Annotated in this window: 15 protein-coding genes; 1 reads left to right on the top strand and 14 read right to left on the bottom strand. The window is 65.7% G+C overall.

Annotated elements, in window-relative coordinates:
* The 14 genes from ENN83_RS06430 to ENN83_RS06365 form a co-directional block, all read right to left on the bottom strand.
* A partial coding sequence (locus tag ENN83_RS06430; RefSeq protein ID WP_287185332.1) for a 1-deoxy-D-xylulose-5-phosphate synthase N-terminal domain-containing protein occupies positions 1-341 on the bottom strand: 341 nt, incomplete at its 3' end.
* Between the two features lie 188 nt (positions 342-529).
* Positions 530-1,624 (bottom strand): photosynthetic reaction center cytochrome PufC, encoded by a 1,095-nt coding sequence (gene pufC / locus ENN83_RS06425; RefSeq protein WP_287185330.1) that lies wholly within the window; start codon positions 1,622-1,624, stop codon positions 530-532.
* A gap of 1 nt (position 1,625) precedes the next feature.
* Positions 1,626-2,597 (bottom strand): photosynthetic reaction center subunit M, encoded by a 972-nt coding sequence (pufM, locus tag ENN83_RS06420; protein ID WP_287185329.1) that lies wholly within the window; start codon positions 2,595-2,597, stop codon positions 1,626-1,628.
* 2 nt (positions 2,598-2,599) lie between these two features.
* The gene (gene pufL / locus ENN83_RS06415) at positions 2,600-3,460 is read right to left on the bottom strand and encodes a photosynthetic reaction center subunit L (RefSeq protein ID WP_287185328.1); all 861 of its coding nucleotides are present in this window, start codon (positions 3,458-3,460) and stop codon (positions 2,600-2,602) included.
* 143 nt (positions 3,461-3,603) lie between these two features.
* Positions 3,604-3,768: a light-harvesting antenna LH1, alpha subunit gene (gene pufA / locus ENN83_RS06410; protein ID WP_287185326.1), complete on the bottom strand. Its 165-nt coding sequence runs from the start codon at positions 3,766-3,768 to the stop codon at positions 3,604-3,606.
* 16 nt (positions 3,769-3,784) lie between these two features.
* The gene (gene pufB, locus ENN83_RS06405; protein WP_081532750.1) at positions 3,785-3,931 is read right to left on the bottom strand and encodes a light-harvesting antenna LH1, beta subunit; all 147 of its coding nucleotides are present in this window, start codon (positions 3,929-3,931) and stop codon (positions 3,785-3,787) included.
* A 129-nt stretch (positions 3,932-4,060) separates the two neighbouring features.
* Positions 4,061-4,282, bottom strand: coding sequence for a cytochrome PufQ (gene pufQ / locus ENN83_RS06400; RefSeq protein ID WP_132693282.1), 222 nt, complete (start codon positions 4,280-4,282; stop codon positions 4,061-4,063).
* On the bottom strand, positions 4,279-5,760 hold the full coding sequence (gene bchZ, locus ENN83_RS06395) for a chlorophyllide a reductase subunit Z (RefSeq protein ID WP_287185321.1): 1,482 nt from the start codon (positions 5,758-5,760) through the stop codon (positions 4,279-4,281). Before bchZ ends, pufQ begins: the two co-directional genes overlap by 4 nt.
* Positions 5,760-7,343: a chlorophyllide a reductase subunit Y gene (bchY, locus tag ENN83_RS06390; RefSeq protein ID WP_287185320.1), complete on the bottom strand. Its 1,584-nt coding sequence runs from the start codon at positions 7,341-7,343 to the stop codon at positions 5,760-5,762. The genes bchZ and bchY overlap by 1 nt, the downstream gene beginning before the upstream one ends.
* Positions 7,340-7,477: a hypothetical protein gene (locus ENN83_RS06385; RefSeq protein WP_287185318.1), complete on the bottom strand. Its 138-nt coding sequence runs from the start codon at positions 7,475-7,477 to the stop codon at positions 7,340-7,342. The genes bchY and ENN83_RS06385 overlap by 4 nt, the downstream gene beginning before the upstream one ends.
* Complete coding sequence (locus tag ENN83_RS06380) at positions 7,470-8,471, bottom strand: chlorophyllide a reductase iron protein subunit X (protein WP_287185316.1); 1,002 nt, start codon at positions 8,469-8,471, stop codon at positions 7,470-7,472. Before ENN83_RS06380 ends, ENN83_RS06385 begins: the two co-directional genes overlap by 8 nt.
* A complete protein-coding gene (bchC, locus tag ENN83_RS06375) occupies positions 8,461-9,408 on the bottom strand; it encodes a chlorophyll synthesis pathway protein BchC (protein WP_287185315.1) in 948 nt (315 codons plus the stop codon). Before bchC ends, ENN83_RS06380 begins: the two co-directional genes overlap by 11 nt.
* 121 nt (positions 9,409-9,529) lie before the next feature.
* On the bottom strand, positions 9,530-10,651 hold the full coding sequence (locus ENN83_RS06370; RefSeq protein ID WP_287185313.1) for a methyltransferase: 1,122 nt from the start codon (positions 10,649-10,651) through the stop codon (positions 9,530-9,532).
* Positions 10,648-11,517, bottom strand: a complete 870-nt coding sequence (locus tag ENN83_RS06365; protein WP_287185312.1) for a polyprenyl synthetase family protein — start codon at positions 11,515-11,517, stop codon at positions 10,648-10,650. The genes ENN83_RS06370 and ENN83_RS06365 overlap by 4 nt, the downstream gene beginning before the upstream one ends.
* Before the next feature lie 127 nt (positions 11,518-11,644).
* On the opposite strand from ENN83_RS06365, the gene ENN83_RS06360 reads away from it, so the two are divergent.
* Positions 11,645-12,637, top strand: a 993-nt coding sequence (locus ENN83_RS06360; protein WP_287185311.1) for a phytoene desaturase family protein, incomplete at its 3' end; no start/stop codon positions are given.

Raw genomic sequence — 12,637 nt, 5'->3', positions numbered from 1 at the left:
TCATATTCGCTTTCCGACCGCTTGCAGAACCCGGCCAGCCCGCCGCCCTGGCGCAGCGTGGGCATACGGTCGCGGCGGCCGGTGAGAATCTTGTGGGGATAGCATTGGTGGCTGACATCCCAGATCAGCTTGTCAAAGGGGGTGTTGAAGACCGCATGCAGCGCCACGGTCAGTTCCACGACGCCCAACGACGAGCCCAGATGGCCGCCAGTCTGCGCGACCACGGAAATCACCTCTTGCCGGACGTCCCGCGCCAATTGGGTCAGGTCGGCCTGGCTCATGCCCTTCAGGTCGGCCGGACCGGCAACGCGGTCCAGCATCGGGGTCGGGGGCTTGTTCATTGGTCTTCTCCCGCGCGTTTCTCTTGATAAAAAAGCGCCGTGTGGACACGTCTCCACACGGCGCCAGTGTCCTGTGTCTGACAGGAAGGGAACCGGGGTGTGGAGGCCCCGAATACCGGGCCCCGCAAGGGACCCGATCACGTTCGGCCGGGCGGCATGCGATACGCGCCGCCCGGCCGGAATTCACGTCACTGCACCGGGCTGGCCAGTTCCGGCCACTCGGCAACCATGTCGCGGCCGTTCAGCGGGCTGATCACCTCCATATGGCAGGTCATGCAGTTCACCTTGGCGGACTCGCGCCCCAGAATCTCCGAGCGGGGCTCGTAGTAGGTCTGGTTGATGTCAATGGCCATCTGCTGCGCCAGCATCGTGATCGACCAGGCCGGGGTGACCTGGGTCGCGTCGTAGAAGGCGCGCGTGTTGTGACAGAAGACGCAGCTCACGTCGAGCGCGTTCGCCTGATGGTTCATCAGGCTGAAGGTGCGCTCCGCGTCCTGCCAGGTCGGATCGCCCGGCTGCTGGGCAACGCGGCTTTCAAGATCGTGGACCTTGATGCTCTCGCCGTCCAGCAGGAACTTCTCGACCGCATCCACCGGAAGCGAGGTGAACTCGCTCTGGGTGTATTTGTGGACGAAGGCGGTCGTCCCGGCACGCTCATAGGTCAGCAGCCGGTTCTGGACCCCCGCCCAGCCCGACGCAGCCGAGTTGACCACGCCGGCCTTGAGCCACGATCCCGGAGGCGTCGGCTGTCCACGGTGGCAGGTGTAGCAGTTCACCCCCTTGCCGTCGGACGCCAGGTTGTGGGTATCCCATTCGGTGTTAAGATACTGGGTTGCCTCGACGCAGCTTCGCGTGATCGCCAGCGTGGTCTCGTCGACCTCGCCGTTGTCATACAGAACCACGGGCGCACCCACCCAGGCGCTCATCGCCTCCTGCAGCCGGTCAAAGCTGCTTTGCGGCATGTCGCCGAAGGCGATGACGGTTTCGCCATACGCCTCGGCCGCCGTCGGCTCGCCTTCCTGCGGCTCGGGCCGCGCGAACGCCTGATAGCTTTCCTCGTAGGGATCGTATTGCGGGTTGTCCTTCACGAACTTGGACACGTCCATGCCGATGCCGCGCGGGCCGGTCTGGTAGTCGACTGTCTTGTAGGGGTTGTCGAAGGCCACGATGATCGCGGTGATCGCCGCCGCCCCGCCCACGACCCCCGCAAGGATACCGGGCCCAATCAAATCGGTGGGGTTGTCTTCGCTCCACTTGAAGAACCATTTCGGGAGTTTCAACATGTCAGCCTCCTGTCCGCCCGGTATAGGCTTCGTAGCCATAGGGCTCCATGTATTCCGGAGCGAAGTTGTGCTCCTGGGCCCAGATGAACCAGTTGTCGACAACCGTGCCGGTCAGCAGGATGCCGATCCCGCCCGTGATCGGGGTGAGAACCGCAAACCACCAGGCCCAGCGGTGGATACCTTCCATCGTGGCGTTGAAGCCCATGGTCCAGCGCCAGAACAGCGCCGCGCGTTCGGCCGCGGTGCCGCGGTCGTAGATCTGCTCCAGCTCGCGGTCGCCGCCGAAGCGGGTCACGGCGAGAATGGTACCACCATGCATCGCGAACAGCAGGGCAGAGCCGTAGAGGAACGCGATCGAAAGCGCGTGGAAGGGGTTGTAGTAGAGGTTACCGTAGCGGATCGAGAAGGCCGTGGTCCAGTCGAGGTGCGGGAAGATGCCATAGGGCACCATCTCGGACCAACTGCCCATCAGGATCGGGCGGAAGAAGCCCAACACCATGAACAGCCAGATCGCGGCCAGGAACGCCCACGCAATATGCTTGCCCATCTTGTGCTCGACAGCCAGCGAATAGGTGCGCCACCACCAGGCCCAGACCGAGACCAGCAGGAAGAAGCTGGCGATCATGTACCATCCGCCATCGCTGAGAGGCGGAATGCGCAGGCCGTATTCCGGGCTGGGCGGTTCCAGCGCCAGCCAGAAGCCCTGACGCAGGAACTGGACGATCGAGTAATCGACCTGCGCCAGCATGTTGAACCCGATGATGAAGAAGGCGGTGAAGCCGGCAAAGATCGAGATCACACCTGCATAACCCAGATAGATCGGGCCGACCTGTGCGTTGCCGAACCAGCCGAGGATCGGGAAGTTGCCGATGCCGCCGACCCGCTCCTCCATCATGTTGTTCTCGTTGTCCATGCCCCAGTCACCGGAGCCGGCAACCTGGACCTGGGTAAAGATGTTCTGATACTCAGCCATGGTTACATAACTCCTTGGCCTGCGCCGGCGGCCTCGACATCGGGCCAGATCGGCATGTTGCTCCACCAGGTCCACCACTCGGGCCAGCCCTCGGTCCAGAGCGGACCGGAGATGATGATGCAGACTGCCGAGAAGAAGACCGCGTTGATCGCCAGCAGCCAGCCAAGCCGGTGAATCCCCAGCGTCCCGACCGAGTAACCGATGAAGTCACGGAAGAACGTGTCTTCGTGGTCGGGGGTCTTGGCTTCTTCGCCCTTTCCCGGGTTGCAGGCCGACAGGATCAGTCCGCCATGCAGAGCCAGCGCCAGACAGGTGGCGAAGAACAGCGACACGCCGAGCATGTGGAACGGGTTGTAGTGGAAGTGCAGGTAGGCGTAGCCGGTATTCGACACCCAGTCGAGATGGCTGAAGACACCGTAGGGGAAGCCATGGCCCCAGGCGCCCAGAAGCAGCGGGCGGAACACAACCAGGGTAACATAGGCCAGGATCGCAACGCTGAACGCAATCGGAACGTGGTAGCCCATTCCGAGTTTGCGGCAGATTTCGACTTCCCTGAGCGCCCAGCTGACGAACGCGCCGATCGCGCATACGGTGATGAATTGCCAAAGCCCGCCCTCGGCCAGCGGCGCGATGCCCAGACCATGCGAAAGGTCAGGCGGCGCAATGTGGATCGTGAACGGGTTGAAGGTTCCTTGCAGGGACGCACCGTAGAAGATCAGCGCGGTCCCGAGGGTGGCGAAAAAGGCGGTCGTCACTCCGAAGAAGCCTACGTAGAAAGGCCCCACCCAAAAGTCGAACAGATCGCCACCGATGAGCGTCCCTCCACGGACGCGATACTTTCTCTCAAAACTGAGCAGTGCCATCGTCTGTCTCCGCAAATGGCGGCCGTGTCCGTGAGGGGCCTCAGCCGTCCTTGTTCTTCGAGGTCGCCGCGGGCGGTAGATCGGGGCTTCCGCCCGCGGCGCTGATGTCACTTCCAGTGCTGTCCACCGGAAGGCCGGGCGGCTTACGCGCCAGCGGCCTTCTCGGCGGCGATGTTCAGCCAGTTGAAGTAGGGGTTGCTGAGAACGAAGAGGTGAATCATCACCGCAAGCAGGAAGAGGAAGACGCCCTGCGCGACAAGCACGCGACGGGGGTCGAAAATCATCCAGATTTTATAGAACTTGGCCATTTTTCAGGTCCCTCTCTCAGAGCCACGGACGCCAGATGTACACTGCCAAGTGAGCGAGAACGGCAACAGCCGAGAACAGCCAAAGCCCGCTCATGTAGACAGCATGCACTTCCTGCGCCTGCTCATCGGTCAGACCCGAGAACGACAGGTCAGATTCAGCCATAAACTTTCCTCCGGATCGTCAGACTGATGCCGCGCATCCCGGCGGCCGGGTCCCAGCAGCGCGTCATGCTCTGCCAGCTACTCGCCCACCCGGGGGGGGATGGACGAATTCGGGTTTGCGCCTGATTGCTCAGGCAGAAAAGATCATGGGCGTGATGATCCGCGCCTGGCTCCAGGCGCGGGCGATCGGGCCCTTTGTGTTCAGATCACCGTTGCGCAGCACCGACAGCAGCGTGGCGATGAAGGCCAGCGGCAGGGCTGCGAGGAAGATGATCGTGAAGTAGACGGCGAATTCCGCTTTCGGCGGCCGGTGCGCGCGTGCGACATGGACGTCGGAAGTCTGGTCGGTCATCTGCTGTCTCCCTTTTCAAGTCGTTCGAAACCGGCAGGCGCAAGCGCCTCGACCGTTTCCCGCACCACCCGCTCGGCACCCTGTTCGAGCGCAGCCTTCTCGGCCGCGTCACGCAGGGATTTCGCTGCGGAGATGCGAGTGAGAACCGGGTGTTCCGCCACGATCCTGTCGAGAAGCGCCTGAGCGTCCTCGTCCCAGGGAAAGTCGCGGCGAAGCCGGGTAGGTGTCGCTGCGGCCGAGTCCATCTCGGCGCCCAGCGGCAGAATGTGAAAGAGTGCGTCGAACAGAGCGTTGCACACTTCCTGAAGCAGATAGGTCGCACCGGCATAACCCATGAAGGGCGTCCCCGTCGCGCGCCGGATCGCCGCACCCGGGAAGCCCGCCGGGATGAAGGCCGGCTTCGGCCCATGCCCGGCCGACAGTTCGGCCAGATAGATCTTCTCGTTGATCGAACCCATCACGACCAGCGGCCGCTTCTGCGCCATCAGCGCACGGACCTGTTCGTTGTCGGTCTTGGCGCCGCGCCGGCGGGCCACCGCAAAGGCGCAGGGAAAGCCCAGATCGCTTTCCATGAAGTGGCGCACGCCGCGGGCATAGGTCTCGTTCGCGACGATGGCAAAGCTGGCCGTGGCAAAGAAGTCCTGCGTCACCGATCGCCACAGATCCCAGACCGGCTTGATCGTCGAATGCTTCTCGCGCGCGATGAAGGGCTCGGGATCAAGGCCCAGCATCTCGCCCAGCTTGCGCAGGAATTTCGTCGTCGAGTCGACGCCGATGGGCGCCTGAAGGTAAGGCTTGCCCAGAACTTCGGCCAGGCCGCGCCCAAACTCGCGATACATCACGATGTTGACGTCGGCATTCACCAGGTTGCGCATCTCGGCCAGATGGGCGCCCAGCGGCATCACCATGTTGACCTCGGCGCCGATGCCTTCGACCAGGCGCCGGATCTCGGCCAGATCGGAGGGCATGTTGAACACGCCATACATCGGCCCAAGGATGTTGACCCGCGGCTTCGCGCCCTCTTCGCGCTTCTTCTCGGGGGGCATCCGGCCCTTGGTCATGCCGAATTCGGTGAAGATCCAGGTCATCGCCCGGTCGGCGGCTTCCCATTGATCCTCGTCGATGGTGCGCGGCAGGAACCGCTGGATGTTGGTGCCCATGGGCGTCACGCCGCCGCCGATCATCTCGGCGATCGAGCCGGTGACGACGACAGCCGGCAGCGCCGGGTCGAGCGCACCCCAAGCGCGCTTCATCGCGCCTTCGGTGCCGTCGCGGCCCAGTTCTTCCTCGCCCAGGCCGGTGACGACGATGGGCAGCTCGTGCGGAGGCAGTGCGTCTGTGTAGTGCAGCACAGAGGTGACCGGCAGGTTCTCGCAGCCCACGGGGCCATCGATGACCACCTGCAGGCCCTTGACGGCACAGAAGGCGTACACGGCCCCCCAGTACCCTCCGGCCCTGTCGTGATCCTGAACCAGCATCAGATCATTTCCTCCGCCTTTTCGGCGCGACGCCTCTTGGCGAGTTTCTTCTGGTGGGCCTCCCGGAACTCGGGGTGGAGATTCGGTTCCCCCTCCCAAATGCCCGCGGTGTCACCCTCTCCGACATTTTCGAAGAATTCGCGCATGGACGCCATGCGGCCCTTGTTCGCAATCGCCGAGTTCACCACCTGCGCGAGCGACCCCGCCCCGGCCGGTCCCATCAGCGGACGGGCCGAAATCAGGTTGGTGAAGTAAAGGCCCGGGATCGCCAGTTCCTTGGCCTTCTGCACGACCGGCGTGGTGCCGATGGCAAGGTCGGGCCGGATCGCCTCCATCGCGGCGCAATCATCCTCAAGCGAGGCGCGGAACTTGACCTTGACGCCCTTGGATTCCAGCCAGTCCCGGTCCGCCTCGGATTGCTTCGTCTTCGCGCAAGCCGTTCCGACATAAGGAATATTTGCACCGGACTCGATCAGCAGACGGGCCACCAGAAGTTCCGATCCCTCATAGCCCGACAGCGTGATCGTGCCGTTTATCGGCGCCCCGGCCAGCGCGCCCTTGATGGCGGGCAGGAACATGTTCTGCGCCGCCGCGACCTTGTCGGCGGGCAGGCCGAAGGCATCGCCGATATTGGCAAGCCAGGCGGCTGTGCCATCATGTCCCACCGGGGCCGAGCCGACGATGGGCCGGCCGGCCGCGTCGAATTCACGCATGGCGGCAGTGTAGAACGGATGGATCGCCGCCACGGCGCCGCAATCCAGCGCGGCGTAAAGCTCGCGCCATTCGCGGCAGGGCACCACGGGTCCGCAGGCCAGCCCGAGCGGATCGAGCAGCTTGCCGATCACGATGGGATCGGCCGGGAACATCTCACCCAGAAGCGTCACGGTCGGCCGGTCGGACAGCCCACCCTCTGGCGCGGCGACGGGGCCTGCCATGATCTCCTTGCGGGCATAGTTCAGCATCGCGCCCGCCAGCACGTCCTTGGCCTCGGCATGGGTCGGCACGCCAAAACCCGGCACGTCGATGCCCACGATCCGCACGCCGTTGATCTCGTCCGGCAGCAGTCGCAGTGGCACGCCCGAGGCGGTTGGAACGCACAGGTTCGTCACCACGATGGCGTCATAGCGGTCGGGATCGGCCAGTTCGTGCACCGCCTCGCGGATATCCTCGAACAGCTTGCCGGTGACCAGCGTTTCGGAATTGAACGGGACGTAGCCCACCGACCGCCGCGCGCCGTAGAAATGGCTGACGAAGGTCAGGCCATAGACGCAGCAGGCCGAGCCCGAGAGTACGGTCGCCACGCGGCGCATCCGAAGGCCCACGCGGAGCGAGCCGAAGGCCGGGCACATGCTTTGCGGCTTGTCATGCGGGCCTTGCGGATAATCCCTGGCATATCGGTCGAGGATGTCGGACTTGCCCGCGCTGCGGGCCGCCGCTTCCATCTCGGCCGCTCCGGCATGGCAGCCCATGCCGTCGCCCAGCGCCGGATCGACCGCCTCCTGGGGGGCGTTTCCCTGCCCCCTTGGCGTGCCCTCGATCACCTGCGCCCTGTGGGCGGTGTCATATGTGACCTCTTCGGTCATGCGTCCTCCATCTCGCGCATGGAGGCCGGTTCGCGGTCGGCCGCCTTGCGATGCGCGTCAGGTTCCGGTTTCTCGTGATGGGAGAGCGCCTTCAGCGCCGCGTCCCAGCGGGAGAGTTCGTCGAGGTCAAACATCGTCGTAGACCACTTCGAGGGATTTCTTGGGCTTGGCGTTCTTGCCGCGCATATCCGCGTCGGTCGCGGGCATCAGTTCGAACCCGGCGCCGGTTTCCTCGGGGCAGAACAGGCCCAGCAGGCCGTCCTGATCCAGCGGTGTGGGCCGGATCGGCGGGGCCTTGGCCACGGCTTCGGCCAGCGCGCCGAACAGCGCACCCCAAGGTCCGGCGTTGGTGCCGACGATCTGGTAATTGGCCGATTTCCGGCGCAGTTCCTCGTCCTGCGGGATCGCGGCCAGCACGGGGATGTTCACCGCCTTGGCGAAAGCCTGCGCCTCGCCGGTACCATCATCCTTGTTGATGACCAGCCCCGCGACGCCGACATTGCCGCCGAGTTTGCGGAAATATTCCACCGCCGAGCAGACATTGTTAGCCACATACAGCGATTGCAGGTCGTTCGAACCCACCAGGATCACCTTCTGCGCCATGTCGCGGGCGATCGGCAGGCCGAAGCCGCCGCAGACCACGTCGCCCAGGAAGTCGAGCAGGACATAGTCGAAATCCCAGTCGTGGAAACCCAGCTTTTCCAGCAGTTCGAAGCCATGGATGATGCCCCGCCCGCCGCAGCCGCGACCGACTTCCGGGCCGCCCAGTTCCATCGCGAAGACGCCGTTGCGCTTGAAGCAGACATCGCCGATCTGCACCTCTTCGCCGGCGAGTTTCTTCTTGGTCGAGGTCTCGATGATCGTGGGGCAGGCCTTGCCGCCGAACAGAAGGCTGGTCGTGTCCGATTTCGGGTCGCAGCCGATCAGCAGCACGCGCTTGCCCTGTTCGGCCATCATGTTGGACAGGTTCGCCAGCGTGAACGACTTGCCGATGCCGCCCTTGCCGTAGATCGCGATGATCTGGGTCTTCTTGGTCGGCTCGGTCAGGGGGATTTCGTCCAGAGGCTCGTTCGCCTCGTCCCTCAATCGCTGGTCGATGTCTTTGATATTCGGGACATCAAGCGTCATGTTCGGCCCCCCAGTTCAGGATCATTTTCAGACAGGCAGGATCGTTGAATGCGGTTTCGTAGGCTTCTGCGGCCTTTTCCGCGGGAACGCTGTGGGTAATCAGCCCCCCCAGCGACAGCGCCCCGGCTTCCACAAGCTGGCGCGTTGCAAGCAGGTCTTCGCGGTCCCACTCGGCGGCGATGCGCAGGCGGGCCTCCTTCATGAAGGCGGGCGGAAAGGCGAAGGACAGGGGTTGGGTATAGAACCCGGCCAGCACCACCTCGCCGCCCTTGGCAATGCGGGTGATGAGGCTGTCAAGCAGGCTGCCGACACCCGAGGCGTCGTAGATCGTGCGGTAGTCGCGGCGCGGATCGGCGTCAGGATGCAGCACCTCATAGCCCTCGGCGCCACCGGCCCGAGCGGGGTTGATCTCCCACACGGTCGGGGCGGGGGCACCGGCGGCGATGGTCAGCCGGGCCAGCAGGCGGCCCAGAACGCCATGGCCCACGATGAGTTCGGGCATCTTCTTGTCGACGCCCGCCAGCGCGTGCCGCGCCGTCGCGGCCAGCGCCAGCAACGCCCCCTCTGCACCAAGGCCGGGGTCGATGCGGGTCACGCGGCTGGCATCGGTCACCAGCCGCCGGGCGGAGCCGCCGAACAGGCCGAACGCCCCGTCATAGCAGTTGGCGCCGGGCACGAAGACGCGCTCGCCCGCCTTGAAATTCGTGTCGGACCCGGCCTCGACCACCTCGCCCGCGGCCTCGTAGCCGGGCACCAGCGGATAGCCCATGCCGGGAAAGGGCGGCATCTCGCCGGTATAGAACAGCTTTTCGGTGCCGGTGGAGATGCCGGAATGCGAGATCTGCACGACCAGATCGCGCGGCCCCGGCTCCGTCAGCGCCAGCCTGCCGAGCCCAAGCTCCTTGGGGCCCCGAAGGATGACGGCTGTGGTTTCCATGGACAACTCCCCTCCCGCTTCTCCCCCGAGTGACTCGGGACTCACGCATCGGTGATCGGCTCTTGTCAGTTTACTTGGACAACCCCAAGTGTCAACTTTATTAGACAGGTCGGCGCGACCATTATGTCGCCCCAGGCTTACACCCGGTCACGACCGACGTGACAAAGGCGCGCCGGGGGCGGGGGGTTTCGATCCGCTCGAATCCGGCCTCGCGCATCAGTTCCGCGATCCGCGCCTGCGACCGCGCCTTTCCGGTCTGCATCGCCATGCAGTAAAAGGCGAAATAGGCATCCCCCGCCCGGTCCGGGCGCGCGCCGCCCGCCATCGGCTCGGACACGATTAACCGTCCGCCGGGCGGCAGCGCCGCAAAGATTTTCGCCATCAATGCGCGCACCGTTTCGTCCGCATGGTCATAACAAACCCGGATCAGCGAGATCGCATCCGCCCCCGCGGGCAGCGGATCGTCGCGGAAGCTGCCCCCAGTGACGGTGACGCGATCCGCCATGCCCGCCGCGCGAAACCGCGCCTCGGCGGCGGGAACCACGGCGGGCAGGTCGAACAGCGTCATCTTCAGGCCCGGATTGGCCGCACCGACGGCCACCAGAAACGCGCCGGTGCCGCCGCCCACGTCCAGCAGATGCGTTATGCCCTCGAACGGGATCGTGCGCAGCGTATCCTCGGCCACCAGCGCCTGGCTGTCGGCCATCAGTTGCGAGTAGCGTTGCGCCACCTCCGGGTTTTCGGCTGCGCCCGCGCCGAAGACATAGGGCCAGAAGCGGGCAAGCTCGGTCTCGCGCTCGCCACGCAGCAGGGCAATCGGATCCTCGAGGTCACGATAGAAGACATCATGGTGACGGATCATGCCGATCACGCCGGGCGCCCCGACCAGCGCCGCGCCCAGCGCGGAAAGCTGATAGCCGCCCCCCACCCTCTCGAACAGGCCCAGCGCGGTTGCGGCCTGGCACAGCGCCTCCATCCGGTCCTCGGGGATGCGGCTGCGGTCGGCCAGCGCGGCAACGGTTTGCGGCGCGTCGAACGTGGCCTCCAGCAGGTCCAGTTCGACCACGGCATACAGCACCTGGCTGTAGACGAAGCCCGAAACCAGGTCGAACAGCCGCTCGCCCTCGCGCCGCACATGGCCGCGGGTCAGGGGAAAGCGGCTGGCCCAGGACTGGAACCCGCGCGAGGCGATCTTGCGGTTGCGCAAGCGGCGCCAGCCGAACCTGCGAGAGGCGTCGGTCATTCGGCGGCCTGGCGCGCGGGCTCGGGGATCAGCCGTTCGGCCATGACGCGGACCATCCGGGCCAGCTGCGCCTCTCCCGGGCAGGACGGGATCGAGGCGATGGCGCCCGACAGGATGTCCTTGAACCGCTGCACGGCGCCATCGACGCCCAGTTCGGCCACGGCGTTCGGCCGACCATTGGCGGCGTCCTGACCGGCGGGCTTGCCCATCGTCTCGGCATCGAGCAGCGCGTCCTTGAGGTCATCGGCGACCTGGAACGCCTCGCCAATGCGGTCACCCAGTTCTTCCCAGGGCTCGGCCTCATGGCCCGCCGCGACAGCGCCCATCGAGGTCGCCGCGATGAACAGCGCGCCGGTCTTGGCGCGGTGATAGGCGGACAGGTCGATCTTGTTCTCACTCTCCCAGCCCTGCCCCGCGCAGATGCCATAGGGCATGCCGGTGCGCACGCCGAGGATGCGGATCAGTTCCACTGCGCGCTGGCAGTCGTGATGCGCCGCACGCGCCAGCACCTCGAACCCCGCGACGATCAGGCTGTCGCCGGTCAACAGCGCCAGCGGCTCGCCATAGGCCTTGTGCAAGGCGGGCTTGCCGCGGCGGATATCGGCATTGTCGAAACAGGGCATGTCGTCATGCACAAGGCTGGCGGAATGGATCAGCTCGATTGCCACCGCGGCGGCATCGGCCAGTTCCGGCTTGCCGTCGCCGCAGGCCAGCGCGACATTCAGGCAGATCCTGGGACGGATGCGCGCACCGCCCGGCGACATCGCGTATTCCAGCGCCGAGGCCAGTTTCGGCGGGGCGGCCCCGGCCTGTCCCTCTGCGATCGCACGGCTGATGGCGGATTCGATGCGGCCCGAAAGGTCCATGTTGGCTCCCCGTTCTGGTCCGGCCCGCCGCACATTCCCGATGTGTCAGGCCAGCGAGACATTCACGATTGTAAATCAGGATGGACAGTCTAAGGTTTCGAGTCAACATTCCTTGAGGTGGATCAAGATGGCCGCAAGGGCTGAGGAAATCGTCGTCATCGGCGCTGGAATGGGCGGGCTCTCGGCCGCGATCCGGCTGGCCCATGCGGGGCTGAGGGTGCATGTCGTGGACCGCGCGCCCGGGCCGGGCGGCAAGATGCGCACGATGGCGACCGAGGCCGGGCCGGTCGATGCGGGCCCCACGGTGATGACCCTGCGCCCGATCTTCGAAGAGCTTTTCGACAGCACCGGCGCGCGGCTGTCCGACTATGTGACGCTGCACCGCGAAGAGGTGCTGGCGCGGCACTGGTGGCCCGATGGCGGAACGCTCGATCTCTTCGCCGACGAAGCGGCCAGCGCGGACGCCGTAGGCGCCTTTGCCGGGGCGCAGGCGGAGCACGAATTCCGCGCCTTCTGCGCCCGGGCAAGGCGGCTCTATCAGGCGTTCGAGGGGCCGATGATGCTGGCGGGCACACCCTCGCAGGGCGCTCTGACGCGGCATGTGCTGACCCATCCCGGGCTGATCCTCGACATGGCGCCGCACAGGACGCTGGCGCAAACGCTGGGCGCGCGGTTCACCGATCCCCGGCTCGCGCAGCTCTTCGGGCGCTATGCCACCTATGTTGGCGGCTCACCCTTCCGGTCGCCCGCGATCCTGGGGCTGATCTGGCATGCCGAAGCGCAGGGCGTCTGGCGGGTCGAGGGCGGCATGAAACGGCTGGCCCAGGGGCTGGAGCGGCTGGCCCGCGCGCAGGGCGCCGCCTTCACCTTCGGCACCGGGGTCGCACGGATCGAGACGCGCGCGGGCCGTGTGGCCGCCGTGCATCTGGAGGATGGCACCCGCCTGCCCGCCGAGATCGTGGTGTTCAACGGCGACCCGGCGGCGCTGGGGGCGGGACTGCTGGGCGAGGGCCTGCGCGACACGCTGCCCCGCGCGGCCACCCATCCGCGCAGCCTGTCGGCCTATGTCTGGTCCTATGCCGCCGTCCCGAAGGGGCCGGAGCTTGTCCACCACAACGTC

Source organism: Rhodovulum sp. (assembly GCF_011048875.1).
Taxonomy (GTDB): domain Bacteria; phylum Pseudomonadota; class Alphaproteobacteria; order Rhodobacterales; family Rhodobacteraceae; genus Rhodovulum; species Rhodovulum tesquicola.
The sequence above is the reverse complement of the archived record's forward strand: the minus strand, read 5'-3'. Positions and strand labels throughout refer to the sequence as shown.

Bases quoted from the DNA above. Each gene is read 5' to 3' on its own strand.
- ENN83_RS06370 (WP_287185313.1), bottom strand. From the start codon at position 10,651: ATGACCGACGCCTCTCGCAGGTTCGGCTGGCGCCGCTTGCGCAACCGC.
- pufC (WP_287185330.1), bottom strand. From the start codon at position 1,624: ATGTTGAAACTCCCGAAATGGTTCTTCAAGTGGAGCGAAGACAACCCC.
- ENN83_RS06365 (WP_287185312.1), bottom strand. From the start codon at position 11,517: ATGGACCTTTCGGGCCGCATCGAATCCGCCATCAGCCGTGCGATCGCA.
- pufB (WP_081532750.1), bottom strand. From the start codon at position 3,931: ATGGCTGAATCTGACCTGTCGTTCTCGGGTCTGACCGATGAGCAGGCG.
- bchZ (WP_287185321.1), bottom strand. From the start codon at position 5,760: ATGCTGGTTCAGGATCACGACAGGGCCGGAGGGTACTGGGGGGCCGTG.
- pufL (WP_287185328.1), bottom strand. From the start codon at position 3,460: ATGGCACTGCTCAGTTTTGAGAGAAAGTATCGCGTCCGTGGAGGGACG.
- ENN83_RS06385 (WP_287185318.1), bottom strand. From the start codon at position 7,477: ATGTTTGACCTCGACGAACTCTCCCGCTGGGACGCGGCGCTGAAGGCG.
- pufQ (WP_132693282.1), bottom strand. From the start codon at position 4,282: ATGACCGACCAGACTTCCGACGTCCATGTCGCACGCGCGCACCGGCCG.
- ENN83_RS06380 (WP_287185316.1), bottom strand. From the start codon at position 8,471: ATGACGCTTGATGTCCCGAATATCAAAGACATCGACCAGCGATTGAGG.
- bchY (WP_287185320.1), bottom strand. From the start codon at position 7,343: ATGACCGAAGAGGTCACATATGACACCGCCCACAGGGCGCAGGTGATC.
- pufM (WP_287185329.1), bottom strand. From the start codon at position 2,597: ATGGCTGAGTATCAGAACATCTTTACCCAGGTCCAGGTTGCCGGCTCC.
- bchC (WP_287185315.1), bottom strand. From the start codon at position 9,408: ATGGAAACCACAGCCGTCATCCTTCGGGGCCCCAAGGAGCTTGGGCTC.
- pufA (WP_287185326.1), bottom strand. From the start codon at position 3,768: ATGGCCAAGTTCTATAAAATCTGGATGATTTTCGACCCCCGTCGCGTG.